This is a genomic window from Vibrio sp. 2092, assembly GCF_033339635.1.
In the GTDB taxonomy this organism is placed as follows: Bacteria; Pseudomonadota; Gammaproteobacteria; order Enterobacterales; family Vibrionaceae; genus Vibrio; species Vibrio alginolyticus.
The window spans coordinates 459,989-481,697 of record NZ_JAWOUY010000001.1 but is presented as its reverse complement, the minus strand read 5'-3'; the positions used below and the strand labels follow the sequence as shown (position 1 = coordinate 481,697).

Here is a 21,709-nt window from a genome sequence, read left to right as displayed (position 1 = left end):
GGTTCGATTCCCTCTCTCGCATCCAATTTGTCTCGGTAGCTCAGTTGGTAGAGCGGAAGATTGAAGATCTTCGCGTCAGTGGTTCAATTCCACTTCGAGGCACCATTTTGGGGGTATAACTCAGTAGGTAGAGTGCTGGCTTTGCAAGTCAGTTGTCAAGGGTTCGATTCCCTTTGCCTCCACCATATTTTGCGTCCTTAGCTCAGTTGGGAGAGCGCTTCTCTTACAAAGAAGAGGTCACTGGTTCGAGACCAGTAGGATGCACCATGCACTGTTACTCAAGCGGTTAAGAGGGTGGATTGCAAATCCATTATTCGGCAGTTCAAATCTGCCACAGTGCTCCACATTTGGAGATGTAGTCTAGTGGTTATGACGCTTGCCTGTCACGCAAGAGGTCGCGGGTTCAATCCCCGTCATCTCCGCCATTACAATTCTGCCTTAGCTCAGTTGGTTAGAGCATACCCCTGATAAGGGTAAGGTCGCTGGTTCGAGTCCAGCAGGCGGAACCAAATTTGGGTGATTAGCTCATCTGGTTAGAGCGGTTGGCTGTTAACCAACAGGTGCCAGGTTCGACTCCTGGATCACCCGCCATTTTGTGTCGTTAGCTCAGTAGGTTAGAGCAACGGGCTTTTAACCCGTAGGTCGCAGGTTCGATTCCTGCCCGACACACCATTGCGCTGTCATCGTCTAGTTGGTTAGGACACAAGCCTTTCAAGCTTGTAACGCGAGTTCGATCCTCGCTGGCAGTGCCATTTCTCAAGTGCTTTTACGAGAGCACTTCAGAAATAATTCCTCTTTAGCTCAGTTGGTTAGAGCACACCCCTGATAAGGGTGAGGTCGCTGGTTCAAGTCCAGCAAGGGGAACCATGCCTAGATAGCTCAGTTGGTAGAGCAGCTCATTAGTAACGAGCAGGTCGGGGGTTCGAAACCGTCTCTAGGCTCCATTTTTGGGAGTGTAACTCAGTAGGTAGAGTGCTGGCTTTGCAAGTCAGTTGTCGAGGGTTCGATTCCCTTCGCCTCCACCAGTTTGCGAGATAGAGCAGAGGTTAGCTTGCCAGGTTCATATCCTGGAGGTCGGGGGTTCGATTCCCCCTCTCGCTTCCAATTATGCCTCGATAGCTCAGTTGGTAGAGCGGAAGATTGAAGATCTTTGCGTCAGTGGTTCAACTCCACTTCGAGGCACCATATAAACAAAGCAAAAGAAAAAGTTGTTATTGAGGGGCAAAGCCCCTTTTTATTTCGTAAATTTCATTACTCAATAGTATTTTTTTGCTTAAAACCTCATCAAAAAACTTCTCAAATAATTGTTTATTTCTGACTAAAATCTCAATTGTGTGCTTCATATACAAATCAAATTCATCATCATGAAGAGGTTCTTCTGTACCTTTAATAGCATAAATTAGTTTAGCAGCATTTTGATAGTCAGAGGATTGTCTAAATGTCTGCCAGTTGTTAGCGAGAGAAGGCATATATAGCAATTCTGCTGCGTACCCAGCAAGGCAAAGGTAGATATGTTGCTCATATGTCAATAGATGGCTATTAGGAGTGTAAACACAACCTCTTTCTTTTGATGTGTAAATATTAAGCCCATTGTCTTCTTGATCTCCAAGACCATCAAGATAGGCGATAAGATGACCGCACTCATGATAAGCGATAAGACGGGATTGAGAGTCATCGAATGATTTTACGTATTTTACAGCAGTTGCAATTTGCATATCTGAGCTTGTTCTTTCGAATAGTCTTAAAGGGTTGAACAGATAACAAAACACAATTAATAGGAATAAAATAATTGCCTGATTTTCTGGTTGGTCAATTATGACTGAGACCGAATCGCGACTAGCGAACGAAATTACAGATAACATTAGCATAATCTCAACAGAGATTTTAACAGCCGTAATTCCCGCTAAGCCATGTTGAAACAGACCAACGAGTCTTAGTATAAAATTCAAAAATAAAGTTGAACACAAAATAAGAATTGTAAGGGTGGACGTGGAAATTACACCTGCTTTTAAGCTTTTTTCGCTTAGGGTTAGTAGTTCGTCCATTACAGGCCATAGGTTTGCAGCATAGATAATTAAACATGCTGAAAGTATGTAGTTACCTAGCATTTTGAAAAAATCTAGATTGTAACTGATTATGGTTGAAACTTTTTTTAATAAAGGTATTGGATTTTTCATAAATACTTAATTTTTATTTTGAATTCAATTGGAATTGATTTATGATACGTTAAATACAAAAGGAGTCAATAAAATGAACATGTATCAAAGATTAAGAAGTGAAAAAGTAAGAGCGCTCAAGGAAAAAGACAGTGTTGCAAAACGCTTGATCCCATACGTGCTAAGCATGGCAAATACTAAAGATGGCTTAGTAGGGGGATCCGCTGGAGCAGAGCCTTCTGACGCTGCTATCTTCGATAGTATCAATAAAACAATTTCAGCTAATAAAGATCTGCTAGAAAACAAAGAGTGTGCAAATCTTAGAGCGGAAATTGCCTTTTTAGAGACTCTATTGCCTGATGTGATGGGTGAAGACGAGCTAAGGAAGGTAATGTCAGAACTCCAGTTTGAAACGATTGGGGATGCTATGAAGCAGCTTTCTCAACAGTATCCAGGTAAGTTTGAAAAGCCTATGGCAAGCAAGATTGCACGAGAAATGCTTTAATTAAAGGCGCGGCAGTTTGTCGCGCCTTTTTTATTTTTGATTGAAAATACTGTTAACAATTTTATATAGATGTCTTTATTTTTTAGGTGTTTTGATGAATAATAAAGAGTCGGTTCACTAAATCGAATAATAAATAAAGGATTGAGAGCTATATGATAGAAAAAAAGAAGCTGTCATGCGGTGTTATAGTTGTTGATAGTAACAATTTAGTGTTAATGCAGCATGTGACAGGTCAAGATCACTGGGATATCCCTAAAGGTACGCAAAATCCTGGCGAGACTACCAAAGAAACGGCGGTACGCGAGCTGGAAGAAGAAACGGGCTTGGTAGTAAAAGAAGAAGATCTTATTGAGATCGGCTGGTTTTTTTACAATAAGTTTAAAGATCTGTACCTTTACATGCTAAAAGTGGATTCTCTTGATGTAAAAGAGTTGAAGTGTAGAAGCACATTCATTGATGAGCTAAAGTATGAAGTTCCTGAGGCAGACTTTTACGAAATGGTAAATATTGATGAAATGAAAGATAGAGCATGTAGAAGTATGCATACATTACTCAACTTCAAGCTCGAATCAGAAATCAAAACCTTGATAAGTCGGTTTTAGTAAGAAGCTCTCTTGTCAGTAGGCTTAAAAGTAAAAAAGGTGCTATGAAGCACCTTTTTAGTTAGAAGCTGTATCTTAGTGATGTTTTTAGAGCGTTTTCATCTAGACGATGCTCACCACCAAAGATTAATGATGTTTTCTTGCCAATCATAAACTCAAGCTCTGCACCGTAAATTGGGAGTGTTTCATCATCAATATCATTAATTACTTTGTTGTCTTTGTCTTTAAAGTCAACTTTATCTGTAAAGCTGTTCACCTCAAATCCACCATAAAGATTTAGGTATAAGCTATCACTACCGAAGTTAGATTTAAGACCCGCAACTGCGCCGTATGAATTACTGCTAATTAAACTTCTGTTGATATCATCAATATTTACATTTTTGTAGCTGTAATTGCCAGAATCTAAGTAGTGACCAAAGCCTCTAACGTACAGATCCGCGACCATAACATCTACAGGTATGGGAAGTGGGTAGTTAAGACCAAAACCAACTTCGATAGATTTTCCATAGCTGTTAGCCATCACTTCTTCTTTTGGATCAATGTAGTTCAAGCCCAGATCGACAAACATAAATCGATTCAGGCTTTTGCTGGCTTTTACAGAAAATCCATTTTGAGACTCACTTACATTGTAGCTTGCTTGGATATAGTCGTGATAAATATCGACAATATCAGTATTTAGATCAATAAATGGATTTGCTGGTTTGTTTTGGTTTGCCAGGGTTGAACCTGACATTGCTGATGCGGCTAATGCCATACAAATAATAGTCTTTTTCATAAATATCTTTGTTTTTTATTAGTTAATAACAAAGAGAGTATTACAAAAAACAAAATTAACAGCAAGGTAATATTAAAAAATCCAGCATCTGAGTGCTGGATTTTTATTAGTGTAATTCTTCGTACATCAATGATATGCCATTAGTTTCAATTCTATCTGTATTTTTTAACTCTCGCTTCCAATCGATGAACACTTCTTCATCCTCAGGGAATAGAGATAAATGTCTGTCTATCATTTGAGAAATTGATTCGGTTATAAAATCAATGTCTGATATATGGTCTGTAATCCAATGCCAGCGATAGTCGTTGCTGATTCGCACTAATGCATTGAATTCAAAAGTGCCATTAAGAGGTAGTAGCTGAACCGATTTTACTTGTTCTAAGGCTTCACTACTCAAAAGGATCATGTAAGGAGAGTTTTCATAGTTAGAACAGTGTTGTTCGTAACTAGCATTATCTCCAACTACTCTTAGCATGACTTTTCTCTCATCTTGTAGAGGTTGATTTAACCTCTGAGAATTTATTGGCTTAGCGCCTTTGTAACCTTATCCTGAGTGATAGGATAGATCAATATGGATCTAAAAATATTCAAAAACTCAACATCTTGTATGCTCGGAATTTGAGCACCTAAGAGATAAAACGAGGGCTTTTCCCCACTCAGTGTTCTTTTAAGCTTATAAATAACATCATACTCTTCTTTCAGTGGTGAGTGTAAGCAGATAAAAATGCAATCCACGTCACTACTTATTGCGAAGGAGTATAGTTCATTATAGCTGGTTGTGCTAGTGCAAGTTGCTCCCATTGAGGACAAAACTTGAGACATTTGTCCCATATCCTCACTGTCACGAGAGTAAACAAGCACATGCTTGCCACTAACAACACTCTGCCTAGCTTTAACTGATTCTACTACGCTATTGCTAAGTGCGAATGCTGGTTTACCTGTTACTTGAAAGCTGTTGTTATCTGAAGAGAGCTTATGCAATAAGCTCTCAGTAGCGATGAATTCATTTAGAACCCTCTTATTCTTGATTGTTGTGCAGCAATATTCTGCACATTTCATTAGGCAGTTTGTCAGCCTTCCGTAAGGAATGTTTAACGGGAGTGCGACATCAATGTCCGTTCTCCGCTGGATCTCATCAAGCTTTGATTGTGAGTAAGTGTTTTCGATGCCAACGATCAGGCTAGCAATTTCTCTTGATTGAGAGATAAGGCTCTGATTATTTTGTGCATCAATAACAAACACTACATCGAACTCTTGATTCAGCTCTTTTGCGCGTTGAATGGATGATACCTTCTTGTAGTTGAACAGAAGCTTACGAAGCTTAGATGTAAGAATAAAGGTGGTAGACGGATTGGTGTCGATCACCAAGATGTTTGTCTGTTTATCAGAAAGCTTTAGCAGGGTTGATTTATACAATGAGCTTTCATTACCTGTTTGAATTGCTGGTATCTCAACAGTTAAATTATTCTGATTATGGTCTGTGATGAACTTGCACTTAAGATTGCCTCCAATGGCTTTTAAGCTTTTCTGTAGGTTTGAAAAGCTGGGTTGATGGTTTCTTGTGTACGAAACCAGACCAGTTCCATTGAAGCATGTGTTTACCTCAATGAGCAAGTGACTGTCCTGGCTGTCAATATAACTCACTGACACATTAATTGATTTAGTAAACGAGCTTGAAGCCTCGTGCTCAACCATTTCAAGTAGTGTATCTCTGAATATGGCGCTATTAATGAATAATTCAGTAGGAATGTCAGTTTGCTCAACATAGAAAATATCAATGTTGTTCAAATCTGCAATCGTATTAATGCTGATACAACATTCATCACTAAGATAGAAAAAGTCTTGAGCAATTGGCTCAAATTTCTTCCTTAAAATGTCGTGAGCATCGATAAAATTATTATTGTTACTCATCAATGAGTTAAGCATACGTTCCATCTGTATAATAGTTAGGGTGCTGTCCTTATCAGTAGTTCTTCCCTTTAGCTCTTCAGTCATCATCATTAGATTGTTGATGAGTTTCTTTTGAGAAGAAGCAAGGGAAGACGCTTCTAGGATCATATGATCAAGCTGATTATTAATTTCATCAATTTGATTATGGAGATTGATGATTTCATTCTTTGATGACAGTTTTATGTAATCAATGTTACATTGATGTTTATTTTTAATCTCATCAATAAATGCTTCTATCTCGTTGAATATGTTATATGAAACATGTCTTCTAGATGTCCTGATAGGTAAGCCTTTGATAAGAGAATTTTTAGCATTATGGATATAATTGACTGCATCTCGGTAAGCAATCGCGGAGTAAATGGAAAATATTGCGTACCAGACTGCAATCAATAAGAATGGCAGTTGAGTACTGCTTAGGAAAAATTTAGAGAATGTAATATCTAATAACTTACCATTTACATAGATTGTTGCTTGCTGACTTACTCGATATGACTTTGATAGATTTCTTCCGAAAATCTTGTCTATAAAGTTCTTAAAGCTACTGCTTGATTGCGCAGGTAGTTTATCAGGGTTGATTCTGATTAATGGGGTATCCTTTTCACGGAATTCGAGATAATACCCACTTTTAGAAAGTATGCTGCTTTCAAGAATCGCTTGAATTTCTTTATGTTTTTCCTCATAAGGTATTGTATTTATCTTATTAGAGATGTAGTATAGCTCAGAGTCAACAATTGACTCTTCATTTAAAATAGAATTTAAAAAAACTTGGCTTATAGCTATAGTAGCAACCATAGTTAAAGCTATGTTTACATATAAGATTATGCGATTCACGATAGTATCTGTTATTGAGAATTACTTAAAAGAACGGGAATGTACCACATAGTAACATAGCTATCAATACTGAAAGATTTTTATGAAAAAAGGTTAATAATGAAAGCGATTGCAAAGAACAGAAAGGCTTCTTTTGAATATCACCTAAAGGATCGATTTGAAGCAGGTGTTTGCCTAGAAGGATGGGAAGTCAAAGCTTTACGTGAAGGGAAAATTAATGTTACGGAAAGCTATGTTTTCGAAAAAGGCGGGGAGATGTTTGTAAGCAATCTTCGCATTGAACCACTGTCTATGGCTAGTACGCACGTTAAAGCAGATCCATTAAGAATCAAAAAACTACTGCTTAACAGAAAAGAAATTGCCAAAATTGTAGGCGATATCAACAAGCAGGGTATGACATGCGTACTGACTTCTGTTTATTGGAAAAATGGAAAGGTTAAGGTAGAGTTTGCTTTGGCTAAAGGCAAAAATAATTACGATAAGCGCGAAAGTCTGAAAAAGAAATCGCAGGATATGGAGCAGAAGAGAAACCTTAAAGTAAGGTAATCTTTGCACTGTCGCTTTCTCTGATATAACATACCCTTAGTTGCGTTACTAAGGGTTTTTCATGTTTTCTCAAAAAAAGATTACGGCATCACTGATAGAAGAATATCTAAATAGGTATCTCTGCACCAAAATATCTGAAGAAGATGGTGAGCTAATCGCTTACTATAGCGATGGCATAGAGAGTCTTCTAGGCTTTGAAATACTTTACGTACCGTTTGAAAATACCCGTAATGCGAATGAATTTTTATCACTGTGTGTTAAGTCATTCATAGACTGCGGTATGGATAGAACACTTAGCTTCAACATCCAGGATCGCAATGTTAAATTCGTTTCTATACCGCCAGAACGATACATAAACTCATTTATAAAAGATAAAGAAAGGCATAAGGATAGCTGTATAGGCTATTTTCAGGTAGTTCTAAATTGATGTTAAATGATTAATCCTGTAAGTTTCGAACTCTAAACCGATAGGTTTGGAGTTCATGTCTTTTATGAACATATTGGCTACAATCTCGTCAAACCCCCAAAGATCAAAAATCCCGTTGAGTCCTTGCATGTGAACTTTATATGTGTTCACAGCAAATACGGCACTTATATCGTGTAATTCTGCTAAGTTATGTATTGAATGATAAAGAGAATCAGCTTTGATTGTTTCGAGAGAGTCAAAGTTACTGAAATCAATCACCATGATATTAAAAGTGGATGATTGTACTCGTTCGGATAATAGCTTTGAGTGACTTAATATAGCATCATTACTTGACTTTGAACTTGTAGGTCTAAACCACTGAGAGTTCGAAAGAGAGTGAATTATCGACTTAAAATCGAAAGATATGTAATCAATATTGCCGAAGAACTGCCCTGATAAAGAGTTTGGCGAAACCTGAAGTAAATTACAACAAGACATAAAATTCTCCGTTAAAAGAAGGTAATTATATGTCAAATAATAAAAAAACTCAAATTCTTATTCATATGTCTTGTTTCAGTATTTTATTCATTGTATATTTATTTAAATAAATAAAAATAAATCGAGTTTATAATGAAAAATGGTATGAAGCTAGCTTTAATTGCTACAGGTCTCATGGCGCTTTCAGGGTGTCAGTTAACGCGTGAAGAACCATATACTGGTGATGAGGTTCCTACTAGTCAGTCATCATCATCTGTCATGGGCTGTGCCGCTGGTGGACTTGCTGGTACTGTAGTTGCTCCTGGTGGAGGCACAGCTATTGGTTGTATTGGCGGAGCTATCGTTGCTGGAATTGAAGGTGTAAACCTTGATGCTGAAGCTGAAGCTCTGAGATCAGAACTTGTCGGAACTGGTGTGCAGGTTTCAAAAGAAGAAGGCAAATTAACACTAGTGATGGAGAGTGACTTAGCTTTTGGAGTTGACTCTAAGGAGTTAAGCTATGAAGCTAAACCAACACTGCGAAGTGTGGCTAAAGTAATGAAAGAGTTTGGCGATGTTAAGCTTTCAGTAACTGGTCATGCAGATGCATCAGGTAAAGAAGTTCATAATCAAAAGCTAAGCCAGGAACGTGCTGATGAGGTAGCTAGGTACATTGCATCTCATGGGGTCGGTTACAGTCGAATTAAGGTTGAGGGTGCTGGAGAAAGCCAACCTATTTGCGATAATGAAACCAGTCAAGGTAAAGCATGTAACCGTAGAGTCGAGCTACAGTTTTACAAATAAAAAAGATGCAAGCGTAGCTTGCATCTTTGATGAATATGTTAAACCGCTACAGTTTATCTGTGCGGTTTTTTAATGTGGTAATCTTGGGGTGCTTTCTGTATGAAGGCTGCATACAGTAGAGCTATTGCTTATTAGCATTGGTCTACATTCAGATAGAAGGACTGAAACTTTTCCATCAGATATCTGTTCACCAAACATCTGTGAGTTGTTTCTAGCTACAACGGATACAGAATGAAAAAGAATGGAATTAGCTGGAAGATCTTCTGGGACTAAGTCGCTGTCAGACAAACCCATTGAATCAATAGCAAATCTTACAAACTCATCTGTTTTGAATGAAAAATCGAGCTTTTCACCAGATGACTTTATAACATTTACTACCAAATCCTGTTCTGGATTGTATTTGTTTATGTCCAGGGTTAGTGGATTAACAAATAGAGATACATCATTATTTAAGTCGCTCATACTTATTACCTGTTCATATAGAGCAAGGGACACTAGCAATTGAAGTACCTTGTGTTGACTGTCTATATCTTCTTTACTTAAATAGCCATTAATAATATGTCTTGGATCTATTCCAACTCTTACATAGGAAGCTACTCTATTCTTCATGTCATCGATATCTTTCTCAGTGGTTCTTATAGGACATAGACGCAAAGAATTGTCAGCATTAATAGTGATGTTCATCAAGCTTCCTCAAATAATCAGAGAATAAGCTATCAGTATTATAGTGCAAAGTCAATAAAAATGCCCAAATTAAACAATAGTTTGAGCACTCTAAATCAAGTCTTTTAATTAATAATAGGTAATAGAAAAGCGGCTCAATTAGCCGCTTATAGATTAGTCTTCAAAACCATTTAGTAATGAACCTAACTCATCTTCGGATAGACCATCATCTGAATCATCATCAATTTCTATATCAGGTGCGCTAGCAGAAGCGTGTAAATCAAAATCAAGTTCATCCTCAATATCACCAAAATCATCGCCCAGATTACTTTCGTCATCTTCCTCATCTTCATCAGAAGAAAGTAATTCAGAGAGACTCTGCTCAGAAACAAAACTTTGTTCTATGGCTGAAGACTCGTCTTCAGCTTTTTCAGCTTTATCCAAATCATACTGAGGAATCTCAGTATTTAGATCATTTGTATTTAGTTCATTACTTCCAGAATCTTGATTCTCTTCTTTTCTATCAGTATCAATAGATGGTGCGCTATCAGCTTCAGAATCAACATCAACTGTTTCTTCGCTCTTATCGGAAATGCTATCTGTTATCGCGATACCCGTAGCTACACCAGTAGCAATAACAGCAGCTTTAGAAACACCCTCGCGGCTATCATTATTTGATTGAGAATGTTCTGTGACTGGATCAGACTTATGTTTAACTAAAGGTGTTTCCTTCTTAGCTTCTGCAAGTGTCTTAGATAACCTCACAGCGTCAACATCACGTTCTTTGAACGGTCTGTCTATTAGCTGCTCAAATTCTGATTGAACCTCTTCTGCTTCTTGTTTGACAGTTTTGTAGTTTGGATCAATAGTGAGGAAGTCTAATTTACTTAGATTCTCATCATCTGATCTGTAGTTGAGTGGAACATAGCATTCATCAAATGCTTGTTCTCTTAAGAAACCGATTTCTTCATTAAAAATGAATGCTTTTTCCAACTCATCAACAAGAGTTATAATCTCTCCAGCAGAGATTTCATCAGTAGTATGAAGGATTTTGAATGTGGTCTGCTTAATTGAGCCTAGATTATAAGTCAATTCTAAGCTTTCAAGATACTTTATGCCTTCGGCTATGATATTTATTTCGTTTTTAAATTCCTTTCGCTCAGAAAGGAGTTCTATTCTTTCTCTTATCCATTTCTTTCTCATTTTGAATGATGAATAAAAAACACCTGATGTTAAAGCGCTAGAAATTATGACTGAGCTAGTCAGTGCAAGAGTAGGTGCTCCAATTACTATCGCGCTTAGAAAACCAAGAGTATGGATAGGTTTAACTCCAGATAGGATATTGTAGCTGTATTTTGTTCCAGCTAAGCTTTTCCCTTTCAGAATGAGATCGTCTCTCTCAATGGATGTCATTACAGGAGTGTCAATAAGATCAATTTCTTTCAGATTTAATAATGCCTTCCTAATCTTTTTAATGGATTTTACAGGTCTATTTATTTGTTCTAAATTACTTAAAAATTCTGCTCCATTCATTTCTTTTCTCTTTATTTTTTTTGCTGTTGATAGAGTGCAACCTATAAGATATCATGTTTTTTAAACCATTGTAATAAATATTAAATAGCGCACCCTCCTGTGAACAGTAAAAGAATTGAGAGCTTAATCGATGATAATATGATGAAGATTGGGTTTATACTCGGTCTTGGTGTTGGTGGTATCACCGATACTGACAAGGTCATCATTAAGAAAACGATGCTTTATAGATTAAAAAACACAAAAAGCGATTTAGCTGCCTATTTAGAAGGTTTAGATGATATTAAATTTTGTGAACAAGTCCTCAATACAGCAAGTTACTGGATAGAAAAAGAGTTTGATAACTCAAGAGTAAACGGGCTAAGGAAAGAGAAGGAGCGACTTTCTGAGAACTTTTATAATAGATTAATGGTTAGGTATAAAGCTAGGCTGATTAAAGAGTTTAGAGGGCTTTCAGAAACTTCAACGATGTACCGCGACACAATTAGTAAAATTAATATTAAATTTATTGATGACGCACCCTTTGATGAAGGTGATATTTGTAAGTATATTAAAAACTCAATTGTTATTGCAAAAAGCTGTCACTATAAAATTAAGAGTGGCTTATTACTGCTTGAGTTGATGGGGATATGCAATAACATTCAGCTTGCGCTGGCGCATATCTGCTATTACTCATACATTCATGAGTCCAATAATTTCTTGTTAGAGCTGGGTAAGAAAAGCAGAAGTGAGTTTCTCGATGAGTGGGTATCAAGGCATGTGTCAATTACGGAAAAGCAAACGATTAACCACGATAGCCTATATAAAACAAAAGACTTATCGAGTTTAAGTCAATATATTGACGACCTTATCAACTCTATTGACTCATTAGCTGAAACGGACACTTTTTGGGATAATGTGAAAACTAATATTGAGACTTCGAGAACAACACTCGCTGTGATATCATCCTGCAAATATCAGATAATTCGTACAGATAAATAGGATTTTTCAGATATACAATCACTTACATAGCTTTTTTATGCAAAATGTTGCATCTCACTAGACAATTCCGTGATGTGTGTCGGATAATTCCCGACAATTTGTAAGAGAAAACTTTGACCTAAGTGACTAATTAATATAACATGCGCTTCGATTATCAAATCGAAAATAAACCATATCAGGTTCATTAGAGGTTGATGTGCAAAAATTAGCAATAAATAAATCTGCGACAGAGTCTTACGCAGGTGTTGGATACAGTGTTATCCCAAGACCAAATAATGCTCTCCACGCAGTGTTTCTCACGGGAAAGAGCGGTCGGCACTATCAGATCCTCATTCCGATGCAAAGGTTGGTTTCAATTGAAAAAGTCAAGGAGTTAGTTGGCGAATTATCATTATCGGCGGATTACAGGATAACAAACCATTGTTACGCTTATTCTGTTTCTAGGGCTTATCCGATTTTAAATCCTGAAGGTTGTCAAACAATCATTGATCTTTCTGTGTTTCAGGAGGATATGGTGAATTTAAGGGATAATAATTTCAGTAAGCCTGGTATGGATACTTTATGGTGCTCTCCAGATAAGCTTAAGTGCTACTTTGGCGATTACCTAAAAGGCGATATCACCTCATCACTCAATCATGAAAGCAGCTTGGTTTCTGGTACATTTAAGAAGCGTAGATGTCTTATTAATGAAAGTGGCTTCAAGTTTTCTGACAAGACATATGATATCTTGCCGATCACTGCTGGAGTCAAAGATGAGCTAGAGATCTTGATTGATAGTGATTTTTCTCAAGATGATATTCAATCTTTGTGTGAAAAATCTATTACATTTTACTGTAATGCGGTGAAATTTAGCCAAATCAAGGGTGACTCTAAGCTAGAAGCTGTCAGGGAACCTTTAACACCTTCTCGTCTATCACGATGTTTTAGTCTTGAAGAGTTAAATGAAATGCTTCTATGGATGAGTCAGGCTAGTGTTATTGATTGTAATGAGCAGGCGTTCTTTACAACTAGGCACGAAAAAATGGTTCATTATTTGTACACCATTATTGAGATGATGTCGGATTGTGATTCATTTACTGGTCTATCTGATGACTATTTAGACGAAATGCGTTTAGCGTCTCGCCTGTATAACTTCAGTGACTTGGCTTTGTTCTCTTGTTTGGAGTTTTCAGATTTCAACCGATTTACAGACTATATGAGTGTCAATCAACATCAGCACATTGCAAGCATCATTAGAAGCTTGTTTGGTGTCGATTCAGATATTCTTAATGTCACGTTCGGAAGAGAGTTGGGACTATCACCAGATATCTGTAGAGTCATAACAGATATGGCATCATCATCTTTGTTTGAAGCCAAACGATCAGAACATACTGAGTCTGATCATCCAGCAATGCAACTGCAACCATCTGTTGTGGTTAAGGTACTAGCGCACTTGTTACATAGTAAGGGCGTTGTGCATGATGGAGCGGCTTGTCAAAACCCAGCAATGGTGAAACATATCTTGTCTATGATCGATAAGAGTTCGGTGCTAATTGGTTTGGTTGACAAAATATTGGCGGAGGATAGCAAGAACCGCTTCCACTCAATAGATGTGTCAAACTCACCATATTTCGATGAAGCCGTATCAATGAATGGACGAATCTCGGAAATTCACTTGTACTAGATAACCAAAAAGCCACCCAATGGGTGGTTTTTTTTATGCCATTAAAAGCAGTGACAATGTAACAGTTAAAGTAATTTGAATTTTACTATCAATAGCATAAAATAATATGAAAGAAATTAATTTGAAAGTAAAGACAATGAATGAAATAGAAAGCCTACAAGAGTATGTGATGAGCGAAGTTTATAGCACTTTGCATAACACTTTTAGTTTGGATAAGTTATCTAAGGCAATAGTTGAATCCTGGATTCAGTCAGGGGATATTTCAGATGAAGCAAATAGGGAAGCTTATGAGTCTGAGCTTGCAAAGAAAGATAAAGATGAGCTGGTAACGGTCTGTTATGACTTAATATTTGATAACTCAGCTAACGCTGAGAAAATTTCAAGTGGTTCTTTTTCCTCTTTATTGATTGATTCATCAGGTAAATATATTGTTGATATTGACGACAATCGGAAATTCAATCTTACAGATCGTTTGTGGGTAGTTGACATGTTTGTAACAGGGAATAGCCCAATTGAAGTGAGAGCATTTTACGAAGATAATCCTGTAGAAGATCCTTCGATTATTGTTGAGTCAAAAAGCGAAAAGTTGACTCTATCTGATGGTAAAACAGTTATGAAATATGACCCGATTGAGGGTAGGTTTGTTTTTATTCTAGATGAAGAAGAGCTTGAGATCGAAGAGAAGGTAAAAGAGCAGGCTAAGATCTTCCAAAAATCCTTAATTGATAGTATTTTAACTAAAAAAAGTGTTGAAAAGTTGCTTGACTCGAATAGGGCGCAAGTAATAACATTGTAAAAAATGAAAATAAAACCTAAGTCTATAATATTAAAAGATAAATATTCTAATAAGGATTAAGAAAATGAACAGATCACAATTAACTGAAAATATAGTAAGTAAACTTCCAGACATGCCAAAAAATAAAGTTCGTCACGGTGTTGATACGATCTTTAATGTGCTCAAAGATGGTCTTAAGAACGGTGAAAGATTGGAAATTCGCGGTGTTGGTAGTATGTCAGTTCGTGAGTATGATGAGCGTGTAGGTCGTAACCCTAAAACAGGTGAAAAAGTTCATGTAGGACGATCATTCCGAGTAAGATACCGTCAGTCTAATTTCTTCAATGAAGCTTTGAATAAGCCTGCATAACGCAGAAATTATCAATAAAAAACCTGAGCATTGCTCAGGTTTTTTTTATTTCACAGGATCAAACATTTGATTTTCAGAATCATATGGTCCTTTGTACTTTTCCATAAACTGATAAAGCTTCTTCGCGCCTGCGCACTCATTTGTCACACCATCGTAAACTGGTACGTGTGATGGTCCACCTTGACATGAATGGTAGTATTCACAGTTTACACATGATTTACAGCGAAGTTTATTTTCCCATCGGCTATGTTTTCTTCTAATAGGGTGATCCATAAAATCACTAATTTTTTGGTCTTTAATGTTTCCTAAGATCATTGCGCCCATATCACACCAGAGAACGTCTGTTACAACAGTTCCATCTGGGTTTAAGGTAAACATCATATCCGAGTTCTTAACATTAAAGAACTGAGATTTAGCCTGGGTCTGTGAATGCCATAAAATACTTGATTGAATACCCATTTCTTGAAGCTCATGACCGTACTTATCAACAAGTTCAATTAAGTAGCTAGAGAATTGATCGTAATTGATTGATAGTGGAAGTACAGGGTACATCATATGGTTGTACAGAGGACTTTCTAAAAACTTATCAAATTGTACAGATGCGTCGAATTCCCAAATTTTCGCATCACTTTTTCGCATAATTTCGACTAGAGCGCCAGCACCAGCCTCAAAGGTTTCTTTGTTCAATTCGACGTTCACAGTCACAGACATACCAGCCTTTCTTGCCTTTTGAATAGAGCGAAGAAAGCGTTCTTGATATTTCTCGCTTGAGCCATCAAGCGTGTATTTATGACCCATTGAATATGTTACTTCGAAATGGTTATCCATATACTCACGACATAGGCCAATAAGCCAATTAGGAGTGTTGTAGGCATTAGTAACCATTGTTTGTCTAACCTTAGGGAATTTATCTCTTACCCTCTGCATGTAGTCGCGAAGTACATGTTGACCAACTAAAGTAAGCTCACCACCTTCCCAAGCAATGATAGGCTCGATATCATCCCCTAGAAAAAACGGATCCGAAAGTGCTTTGTCTATGTATTCGAAAGGTATACATTCCTTACGTGTTCTCTGCTCAATTGTGAGGTAGCATCTAGGGCAGTTAATATTACATTGCCTTGTCACATTGATAAAAAGCAAAGGTTGCTTCATTTTTGACTCCTAATTATTTTTTATTAAACAAACTAATGATACACTATGTAACTATGACATGGAACTGAACAGCAGCCTTTTGAGCCTGATATTCATACAAAAGTCATTAATAAATAATAAAAAACAGTAAACCGTCCGCGAACCAATAATAAAGAGAATAAAAATGCAGATAGAGCACATCAGCGAAGATTATGTTGAAACGATTAAGAGTGATGAATTTGCAATTTTCATTTTTTATCAAGTAGATGATAAAACATGGAACTTACTATTTTCACTAGACCCAAACATTACTGATATTGATCCTTATGAGCTTGGCAGGTTGGGTGAAGAAAGTGAGACCGATTTCCTCTTCTTCCCAAACTACGAAACAAAAGGGGAAGCTCTTCAAGGTCTTGGAGAAACTATGTTTAATCCGAATTCGGATTATTACTATATAGATACCTATGAGCTTAGTGATGAAGCAGTATGGTACATCAGCTTAATCACTCATAGTGAATACAAGCAGATTGAAGAAGTTCCAGACTCTGATGATTTCGAATCAAATAATAATAATGAAGTATATGAATTAGAGGAATTAGCAATATGATTAATATTTACAATAATGATGGTGAGAAAATAATTAAATTCATCGAACAGAACTTTAGTTGTGAACTACCAAAACATGGATTTGTAGCTGGTCAGGCAGTTTGCGGTGTTTTGATGTATCTAAAAGGATTATCAAAAGAAATAGTTCTGAATGATATTGATATATTTCACATTGTTAAAAAGTTTTCCAACTCTTATTCGCAGCAAAAATTTAACTCATTTCAGATAGTGAACGGTTTATCTTTAGATAGAAAAAACTTGCAGGTTTTCAAGTCTTCAGAAGACAAGTCTATTTTTGAAAATAAGAGTCAAGATTTAATTCAGAATTATTTCTCTCGACTAGGTGATATGGAAACTGATGTTGAAGACTATGCTGATACCCTTAAATGTCTTGAAAAAACTCACACCAGAAATATTGATATAGTTAACGGGTATTTTTCGTACCATAACACCACATCTAATGACACATACCGTATCTGTGATGTGTTTAGAAAAGGTTTAATTAACTCAGTTATAGTACAATCACCTAGTGGAAATTATTCAAGCATCCTCAAAGGATTTGATATTAATTGTACTCAAGTAGGTGTGTGTTTAACGACCAAGAAAATTTACTTTACGCCACAGTTTCTCATGTTTTTAAACTCGCTAAAGCTTGAAGTTACAAATGCAACCAGACCGAGCCATACACTTATCCGCCTAATTAAAAAAAAGAATGAGCTGAGATTGAATTTTGACGAAGAAAGAACGCTTGGTGCATTGAATATGGCGCTTCTACTCAATAATAAATCCTTTAGAGAAAATGTTTTAGAGTCAGAGCTTGAATTGGTATCACTGTTGAGAAACAATACATTTTCCTGCAATGTAATGGAATATAAAATCCCAAAAATGGGTAAAGTTTACCTAGAGAAATATGGTTCAATTAAGCATTTGATGCCAGGTTATCATTTGCAAGAATTTAAGTATTCTCCGAGAAGTAGCTCAGAAGAAAAAGATAAACAAACTTTATATGATTTAACAACAACATTAGAATTACCCGACTATATTACATCTGGCGTTCATAGAGAATTGCTCGAAAAGAGACTTAAGTGTAAGGTTATTGGTTACGCAGCCATTCTTAAAGAACATGCGGTAAATATCATAAATCACTATTATTCTAGCAATAAGAATGTAATGATCCCTGTTAACTTTACGAAAAAACAAGCTGAGAAAGCACTTGTTAGGCAGCCAAGACATGCGGAGGTTATTAAAGACCTTATTTCTCTTAAGGATGTTGAAATTGAAAAAGGTCTTCTAAATTCTAAACAGTACAATAAAGTATCTTATTACCCAGAGTTTTGGTCTAAGTTAGAGTCAATACAGAGTAAATATCATCAAAATGTATATGGTTCATTAATCAAGTTTATTGAAGAAAATGAACAATTGTACAAGTTGTATAGAAATAACAGGGAATATCTCAATAAGCCTTACATAGATATTGAGGGATCATTTATAAGTCAAGAAAGTGCTTTAAGATCGGTAGAAAGATTTAAATCGGATATCAAATCAATTTTGAATCAATCTCATATAAGAAAAAATTTATTGATTGATTCACTCACAATTGATGGTATCAGATTCGACATTGTCAATACATTCTCTGATCACTATGATTTCTACAAGGATCTTTATGATGGTTATGGAATAAATAGAGCAAACAATGTCAATTGGATAAGGAGTTGCAGAAAGTTACCTATAACGATTACTAAAGCTGGTAAAGTAATCGGGAAATTGTGTTACGTAATGTACAAGCACCCAGATGATAAAGCGCGTTTGTCTATTTACAATGGGTACGTGTATTTGGTTGACAACACAACTACTGAAAAGGAACTTAAGCAGTTGGCAATGAAATATCTATTCAAACTCAGTGAATTAGGTATAATAAACGAAATTAAAAAAGTTTATGATAAAATCGGATATGAATATTAAGAAATTAATAGTACTGTCAATACTTTCTATTCTAAGTGTCTCCAGCCATGCAGTGGCTGGAGACCTTACATCTAATGGTTTTTCTTACGGTAAGGCTATAGAAATCAAAAGCAATGATTTGATATCAGATTTTGATGAGCGGATATTTTCTAAAATTGGTGAACCTGGAATATCACATCACCCGTATTTTAAAGATAGATATATTATCTCATTTGATTCAGATTCTAGAGATCGTGTAATTGAGTTGTTTAGTAAGGCTTACTATTTATCTCTGAAGATTAAAATCGATAAAGACACCAATGGAAAAGGGTATGAGATGATTGAAACGCCAGATGTAAAATCTCTTCTTGAAAGGGTTGGAAATGGAGGTTTTAAGTCATATCAGGGTGTTGACATTGTCTATGTTGGAAATGACGTAGAGAGTAAAGCTAAGAACTTGGGGGTTTCGTATAAGAATGCCTATGCGCTTGAAGTTCTATCAAGATCATCATTTTCATTATTGTCATCAGAGTACCCATCACACGTATCTAAATCTAACTCCGTTATGTTAGGTGCATTTTATATGTTCACTAGAGACAAAGTGAATAGTTTCAATGATGTATTTAGGTATCTAAGTGCGACAACTATGATATATCAGGAGCCTAATAGTGACTCTTTGAGCGCGTGGAAGTCTAGAGTTGCAGCTTCATACGCAGCAAGGTTTGTTAATAGCGGTACAGATGTGGCTACATTAATGGAATCCACTCCAATGAGGCTTAAACTTTTTACCAATATGATGTCTAACCAGACTGTAGACTTATCAAAAACTAAAGACACTATCAATATTGACCATATTAAAGAGCAGCTATCACAGTATTGGAAGTATACATTGATTGATTTGGCGAAAATGAACCCAGCTTTCGATCCGTCAGATTGCTTGAATCTTTACAAGATTAGTAATGGTGAAGATATCATGCAGATGATTTACTCAAATGGTGAGTATGGGACGTTGTGTGATATTTCTAAGGCAATTTCTACGGGTGACTTATTAGAGTCAACAATCCTACAGCTATCTGAAGAAACACTGAGAAAGTTTATTCAGAACGATGGTGATGGTTTTGTGCTTGTCAGCCCTTCTTCAAGAGATTTCTTAACAATGTTTGATAATTCATACAATGTTAATGTGAATAATGTTTTTTTATAATTTAATTAATGTTAATATGGAATAAAGGAATTTTATGATGAATGAAAATAAAGATATTGAGCAAGTATATGTTGATGACATACATCCTTTAATTGAAAGGATTGCTCTCGTTTGTTTCCAAAATAACATTCCTTTGTTTTTAAGCTGCCAAGATGGAGATAGCAGCTTTAGAAATACGCTGATTAACAACAAAAATCAAAAAATTGATAAGTTTAGGTTACATAGTTTTGTGGCGGAGAATAGAAGCCTGGATGACATTTTGCTCGCAATAATAGAGGATGCCAAAAAGAACGGGCATAACTCAAAAATCTTACGAGCTATGGGGATTCCAATGAGTCAAAACTAGTATCCTGATATAGGGGGCTGTATGCACTGGCTTTTCTGGGATATAGAAAACACTGGTAATAGTAAGGTATTGTCATACTGGAAAATACCGCACGAAAAAACAAAACTGATTATCTGCTGTTCAAATAAGGTTCCAATACCTAAAGAAATATTTTCGAACAAGAACCCTTTCGACCATATCGAATTTATAATATTTAATCGGCAAGAAAAAGATAAGGCTGACAACCTACTAGTCAAAAGCTTGCAGAATCATCTCTCTGACCATGATATAACACCTTCGGACACAGTCCATTTACTCTCCAACGACAGACTTCTAAATCAACGTTTCCATGATGAAGTAACTGAATCACATGCTTCCCTAGACACGTCTTACACTTCGAAAATTTGGGATCAGCTTCTCTATGATATTTTTATATTTAAATCAGGAAAAACTATTGAAACCTGCTTCTGTAAAAACTCAGAATATGTCAGTAAAAAGTCTCTAGAGAACACATTCAAAAAGTCTACTTCTAAGGTTATCAGAGAGCTTACAAAACATAACATGCTTATTCCCGTTTCAAAAAGGCGGTGGAAAATAAATGTGAAAAATAATGTTAGGAATGTGGGTTCTTTGAAAGAAGCGGCATAAAAAAGCCCCCTCAAGGCGGGGGTTATCTCTTAAACTGTAATGTTGTTGATGAGCTACTATGGTGCTCTTGACTGATAAAGGTTAGTCCGAAGGTGTTCTTTAGGTTTATGAGGCTTTCACATTTTGATAGGACAGCTTCGTTCTCTGTCTCATAGATGCCTACATCTTCTATATGGACTTCTTCCAGTAGTCTATCGTTTACGAATACGCTAATCGAGTGAGGAACGTTAAAGCCGTCTGAATCGCTTGTAGGGCTTATTTTAACAGCTTTCTTCTTTACTCTAAGCCTTTTTTCAATTTCATCTTCACTGTGGGTTTCAACTATGTGTGTGAGTAAAGATTTTGTATCACCAAACCATTCTTTGCTCGCAGGGCAACCCTTGAAAGGGCAGTGATAGACCATCACTTCTTTGTCTTTCATCACAATCTTTCTCTTCTTATACTTTTTTCGGATTTTCATGAGTTGGATTCATTATTGTTGTTTCTAGAACACTACAGAAAAATTCAAAATACTTCAATAAAAGTCTGGAAATCATAGGGATTTAAATCGATAAATGCTGTCAATTGCTGATCATATAATCAATTAAATTAGGTCAACCTCACAAAAATTGACTTATCTTTATCTGTGATTATATACAGTAAAATACATAGTTCTTATTATTGTTAAGAACGCTACGCAGGATAAAATCACCTAAGGGGTTGATTGTATGGGTTTTTGTATCAATCCTAAAACTATCAATTTTGCTATGAACCGAAAAAAAATAATGACTGATTTGCGTAAATGACTAATAAATATTAATTATTTAATTGACATAGAAAG

Annotated in this window: 22 protein-coding genes and 14 tRNA genes; 28 read left to right on the top strand and 8 right to left on the bottom strand. The window is 36.2% G+C overall.

The window, feature by feature from the left end; all coding sequences use genetic code 11:
• The first annotated feature begins 29 nt into the window (after positions 1-29).
• The 14 genes from R7P80_RS02835 to R7P80_RS02770 all read left to right on the top strand — a co-directional run bounded on the left by R7P80_RS02835 (position 30) and on the right by R7P80_RS02770 (position 1,185).
• Positions 30-105 (top strand) — tRNA-Phe (locus R7P80_RS02835).
• Between the two features lie 4 nt (positions 106-109).
• A tRNA-Ala gene (locus R7P80_RS02830) sits at positions 110-185 on the top strand.
• A 6-nt stretch (positions 186-191) separates the two neighbouring features.
• Positions 192-267: transfer RNA gene (locus R7P80_RS02825), tRNA-Val, on the top strand.
• Position 268: 1 nt separating this feature from the next.
• A tRNA-Cys gene (locus R7P80_RS02820) sits at positions 269-344 on the top strand.
• Positions 345-349: 5 nt separating this feature from the next.
• Positions 350-425 (top strand) — tRNA-Asp (locus R7P80_RS02815).
• Between the two features lie 7 nt (positions 426-432).
• Positions 433-509, top strand: a tRNA-Ile gene (locus tag R7P80_RS02810).
• A gap of 5 nt (positions 510-514) precedes the next feature.
• Positions 515-591 (top strand) — tRNA-Asn (locus R7P80_RS02805).
• A 4-nt stretch (positions 592-595) separates the two neighbouring features.
• Positions 596-672 (top strand) — tRNA-Lys (locus tag R7P80_RS02800).
• Positions 673-676: 4 nt separating this feature from the next.
• Positions 677-752, top strand: a tRNA-Glu gene (locus R7P80_RS02795).
• A 38-nt stretch (positions 753-790) separates the two neighbouring features.
• Positions 791-867: transfer RNA gene (locus R7P80_RS02790), tRNA-Ile, on the top strand.
• Between the two features lies 1 nt (position 868).
• Positions 869-944, top strand: a tRNA-Thr gene (locus R7P80_RS02785).
• Positions 945-949: 5 nt separating this feature from the next.
• A tRNA-Ala gene (locus R7P80_RS02780) sits at positions 950-1,025 on the top strand.
• A 3-nt stretch (positions 1,026-1,028) separates the two neighbouring features.
• Positions 1,029-1,104: transfer RNA gene (locus R7P80_RS02775), tRNA-Met, on the top strand.
• 5 nt (positions 1,105-1,109) lie between these two features.
• Positions 1,110-1,185, top strand: a tRNA-Phe gene (locus R7P80_RS02770).
• A 26-nt stretch (positions 1,186-1,211) separates the two neighbouring features.
• Here R7P80_RS02770 and R7P80_RS02765 read toward each other — a convergent pair.
• On the bottom strand, positions 1,212-2,177 hold the full coding sequence (locus R7P80_RS02765; RefSeq protein ID WP_116921140.1) for a hypothetical protein: 966 nt from the start codon (positions 2,175-2,177) through the stop codon (positions 1,212-1,214).
• A 73-nt stretch (positions 2,178-2,250) separates the two neighbouring features.
• Here R7P80_RS02765 and R7P80_RS02760 point away from each other — a divergent pair, with 73 nt between their 5' ends.
• Positions 2,251-2,661 carry a GatB/YqeY domain-containing protein gene (locus R7P80_RS02760; RefSeq protein WP_116921141.1) on the top strand — a complete coding sequence of 137 codons (411 nt, stop codon included), beginning with the start codon at positions 2,251-2,253 and terminating at the stop codon, positions 2,659-2,661.
• 152 nt (positions 2,662-2,813) lie between these two features.
• Entirely contained in the window at positions 2,814-3,263 is a 450-nt protein-coding gene (locus tag R7P80_RS02755) for an NUDIX domain-containing protein (RefSeq protein ID WP_045593056.1), read from the top strand.
• A 61-nt stretch (positions 3,264-3,324) separates the two neighbouring features.
• On the opposite strand, the gene R7P80_RS02750 is transcribed toward R7P80_RS02755, so the two are convergent.
• The 3 genes from R7P80_RS02750 to R7P80_RS02740 form a co-directional block, all read right to left on the bottom strand.
• On the bottom strand, positions 3,325-4,038 hold the full coding sequence (locus R7P80_RS02750; RefSeq protein WP_116921142.1) for a hypothetical protein: 714 nt from the start codon (positions 4,036-4,038) through the stop codon (positions 3,325-3,327).
• Positions 4,039-4,144: 106 nt separating this feature from the next.
• Positions 4,145-4,513, bottom strand: a complete 369-nt coding sequence (locus R7P80_RS02745) for a hypothetical protein (RefSeq protein WP_045593054.1) — start codon at positions 4,511-4,513, stop codon at positions 4,145-4,147.
• Positions 4,514-4,557: 44 nt separating this feature from the next.
• The gene (locus tag R7P80_RS02740; protein ID WP_133297315.1) at positions 4,558-6,819 is read right to left on the bottom strand and encodes a hypothetical protein; all 2,262 of its coding nucleotides are present in this window, start codon (positions 6,817-6,819) and stop codon (positions 4,558-4,560) included.
• 99 nt (positions 6,820-6,918) lie between these two features.
• On the opposite strand from R7P80_RS02740, the gene smpB reads away from it, so the two are divergent.
• From smpB to R7P80_RS02725, 3 genes are all read left to right on the top strand, one after another.
• On the top strand, positions 6,919-7,365 hold the full coding sequence (gene smpB / locus R7P80_RS02735) for an SsrA-binding protein SmpB (protein ID WP_020331422.1): 447 nt from the start codon (positions 6,919-6,921) through the stop codon (positions 7,363-7,365).
• 61 nt (positions 7,366-7,426) lie between these two features.
• Positions 7,427-7,792 (top strand): hypothetical protein, encoded by a 366-nt coding sequence (locus R7P80_RS02730; protein ID WP_116921144.1) that lies wholly within the window; start codon positions 7,427-7,429, stop codon positions 7,790-7,792.
• A gap of 621 nt (positions 7,793-8,413) precedes the next feature.
• The gene (locus R7P80_RS02725; RefSeq protein ID WP_165851153.1) at positions 8,414-9,052 is read left to right on the top strand and encodes an OmpA family protein; all 639 of its coding nucleotides are present in this window, start codon (positions 8,414-8,416) and stop codon (positions 9,050-9,052) included.
• A 69-nt stretch (positions 9,053-9,121) separates the two neighbouring features.
• Here R7P80_RS02725 and R7P80_RS02720 read toward each other — a convergent pair whose 3' ends face one another.
• Positions 9,122-9,736 (bottom strand): hypothetical protein, encoded by a 615-nt coding sequence (locus R7P80_RS02720; protein ID WP_045593048.1) that lies wholly within the window; start codon positions 9,734-9,736, stop codon positions 9,122-9,124.
• A gap of 153 nt (positions 9,737-9,889) precedes the next feature.
• Complete coding sequence (locus R7P80_RS02715) at positions 9,890-11,248, bottom strand: hypothetical protein (protein ID WP_229623773.1); 1,359 nt, start codon at positions 11,246-11,248, stop codon at positions 9,890-9,892.
• A gap of 99 nt (positions 11,249-11,347) precedes the next feature.
• Here R7P80_RS02715 and R7P80_RS02710 point away from each other — a divergent pair, with 99 nt between their 5' ends.
• The 4 genes from R7P80_RS02710 (at position 11,348) to R7P80_RS02695 (ending at position 15,034) form a co-directional block, all read left to right on the top strand.
• Positions 11,348-12,226, top strand: coding sequence for a hypothetical protein (locus tag R7P80_RS02710; protein ID WP_133297316.1), 879 nt, complete (start codon positions 11,348-11,350; stop codon positions 12,224-12,226).
• Between the two features lie 196 nt (positions 12,227-12,422).
• A complete protein-coding gene (locus R7P80_RS02705; RefSeq protein WP_133297317.1) occupies positions 12,423-13,889 on the top strand; it encodes a hypothetical protein in 1,467 nt (488 codons plus the stop codon).
• A 106-nt stretch (positions 13,890-13,995) separates the two neighbouring features.
• Positions 13,996-14,685, top strand: a complete 690-nt coding sequence (locus tag R7P80_RS02700; RefSeq protein WP_241619799.1) for a hypothetical protein — start codon at positions 13,996-13,998, stop codon at positions 14,683-14,685.
• Positions 14,686-14,749: 64 nt separating this feature from the next.
• Positions 14,750-15,034, top strand: a complete 285-nt coding sequence (locus R7P80_RS02695) for an HU family DNA-binding protein (protein ID WP_051141203.1) — start codon at positions 14,750-14,752, stop codon at positions 15,032-15,034.
• 45 nt (positions 15,035-15,079) lie between these two features.
• On the opposite strand, the gene R7P80_RS02690 is transcribed toward R7P80_RS02695, so the two are convergent.
• Positions 15,080-16,186, bottom strand: a complete 1,107-nt coding sequence (locus tag R7P80_RS02690) for a radical SAM protein (RefSeq protein WP_318096659.1) — start codon at positions 16,184-16,186, stop codon at positions 15,080-15,082.
• A gap of 163 nt (positions 16,187-16,349) precedes the next feature.
• Between R7P80_RS02690 and R7P80_RS02685 the strand changes: the two genes are divergently transcribed.
• The 5 genes from R7P80_RS02685 to R7P80_RS02665 are packed head-to-tail and all read left to right on the top strand — an operon-like array spanning position 16,350 to position 20,889.
• Complete coding sequence (locus R7P80_RS02685) at positions 16,350-16,772, top strand: hypothetical protein (RefSeq protein ID WP_038129101.1); 423 nt, start codon at positions 16,350-16,352, stop codon at positions 16,770-16,772.
• Positions 16,769-18,733, top strand: a complete 1,965-nt coding sequence (locus R7P80_RS02680; RefSeq protein WP_241619797.1) for a hypothetical protein — start codon at positions 16,769-16,771, stop codon at positions 18,731-18,733. Before R7P80_RS02685 ends, R7P80_RS02680 begins: the two co-directional genes overlap by 4 nt.
• A complete protein-coding gene (locus R7P80_RS02675) occupies positions 18,723-19,916 on the top strand; it encodes a hypothetical protein (protein ID WP_133297318.1) in 1,194 nt (397 codons plus the stop codon). Before R7P80_RS02680 ends, R7P80_RS02675 begins: the two co-directional genes overlap by 11 nt.
• 34 nt (positions 19,917-19,950) lie before the next feature.
• Complete coding sequence (locus R7P80_RS02670; RefSeq protein WP_133297319.1) at positions 19,951-20,262, top strand: hypothetical protein; 312 nt, start codon at positions 19,951-19,953, stop codon at positions 20,260-20,262.
• Positions 20,263-20,283: 21 nt separating this feature from the next.
• Positions 20,284-20,889, top strand: coding sequence for a hypothetical protein (locus R7P80_RS02665; RefSeq protein ID WP_116921151.1), 606 nt, complete (start codon positions 20,284-20,286; stop codon positions 20,887-20,889).
• 22 nt (positions 20,890-20,911) lie between these two features.
• Here R7P80_RS02665 and R7P80_RS02660 read toward each other — a convergent pair whose 3' ends face one another.
• Complete coding sequence (locus R7P80_RS02660) at positions 20,912-21,349, bottom strand: hypothetical protein (protein ID WP_085762427.1); 438 nt, start codon at positions 21,347-21,349, stop codon at positions 20,912-20,914.
• Between the last annotated feature and the right edge of the window lie 360 nt (positions 21,350-21,709).

Bases quoted from the DNA above. Each gene is read 5' to 3' on its own strand.
- R7P80_RS02765 (WP_116921140.1), bottom strand. From the start codon at position 2,177: ATGAAAAATCCAATACCTTTATTAAAAAAAGTTTCAACCATAATCAGT.
- R7P80_RS02760 (WP_116921141.1), top strand. From the start codon at position 2,251: ATGAACATGTATCAAAGATTAAGAAGTGAAAAAGTAAGAGCGCTCAAG.
- R7P80_RS02755 (WP_045593056.1), top strand. From the start codon at position 2,814: ATGATAGAAAAAAAGAAGCTGTCATGCGGTGTTATAGTTGTTGATAGT.
- R7P80_RS02750 (WP_116921142.1), bottom strand. From the start codon at position 4,038: ATGAAAAAGACTATTATTTGTATGGCATTAGCCGCATCAGCAATGTCA.
- R7P80_RS02745 (WP_045593054.1), bottom strand. From the start codon at position 4,513: ATGCTAAGAGTAGTTGGAGATAATGCTAGTTACGAACAACACTGTTCT.
- smpB (WP_020331422.1), top strand. From the start codon at position 6,919: ATGAAAGCGATTGCAAAGAACAGAAAGGCTTCTTTTGAATATCACCTA.
- R7P80_RS02730 (WP_116921144.1), top strand. From the start codon at position 7,427: ATGTTTTCTCAAAAAAAGATTACGGCATCACTGATAGAAGAATATCTA.
- R7P80_RS02725 (WP_165851153.1), top strand. From the start codon at position 8,414: ATGAAGCTAGCTTTAATTGCTACAGGTCTCATGGCGCTTTCAGGGTGT.
- R7P80_RS02720 (WP_045593048.1), bottom strand. From the start codon at position 9,736: ATGAACATCACTATTAATGCTGACAATTCTTTGCGTCTATGTCCTATA.
- R7P80_RS02715 (WP_229623773.1), bottom strand. From the start codon at position 11,248: ATGAATGGAGCAGAATTTTTAAGTAATTTAGAACAAATAAATAGACCT.
- R7P80_RS02700 (WP_241619799.1), top strand. From the start codon at position 13,996: ATGAAAGAAATTAATTTGAAAGTAAAGACAATGAATGAAATAGAAAGC.
- R7P80_RS02695 (WP_051141203.1), top strand. From the start codon at position 14,750: ATGAACAGATCACAATTAACTGAAAATATAGTAAGTAAACTTCCAGAC.
- R7P80_RS02690 (WP_318096659.1), bottom strand. From the start codon at position 16,186: ATGAAGCAACCTTTGCTTTTTATCAATGTGACAAGGCAATGTAATATT.
- R7P80_RS02685 (WP_038129101.1), top strand. From the start codon at position 16,350: ATGCAGATAGAGCACATCAGCGAAGATTATGTTGAAACGATTAAGAGT.
- R7P80_RS02680 (WP_241619797.1), top strand. From the start codon at position 16,769: ATGATTAATATTTACAATAATGATGGTGAGAAAATAATTAAATTCATC.
- R7P80_RS02675 (WP_133297318.1), top strand. From the start codon at position 18,723: ATGAATATTAAGAAATTAATAGTACTGTCAATACTTTCTATTCTAAGT.
- R7P80_RS02670 (WP_133297319.1), top strand. From the start codon at position 19,951: ATGATGAATGAAAATAAAGATATTGAGCAAGTATATGTTGATGACATA.
- R7P80_RS02665 (WP_116921151.1), top strand. From the start codon at position 20,284: ATGCACTGGCTTTTCTGGGATATAGAAAACACTGGTAATAGTAAGGTA.
- R7P80_RS02660 (WP_085762427.1), bottom strand. From the start codon at position 21,349: ATGAAAATCCGAAAAAAGTATAAGAAGAGAAAGATTGTGATGAAAGAC.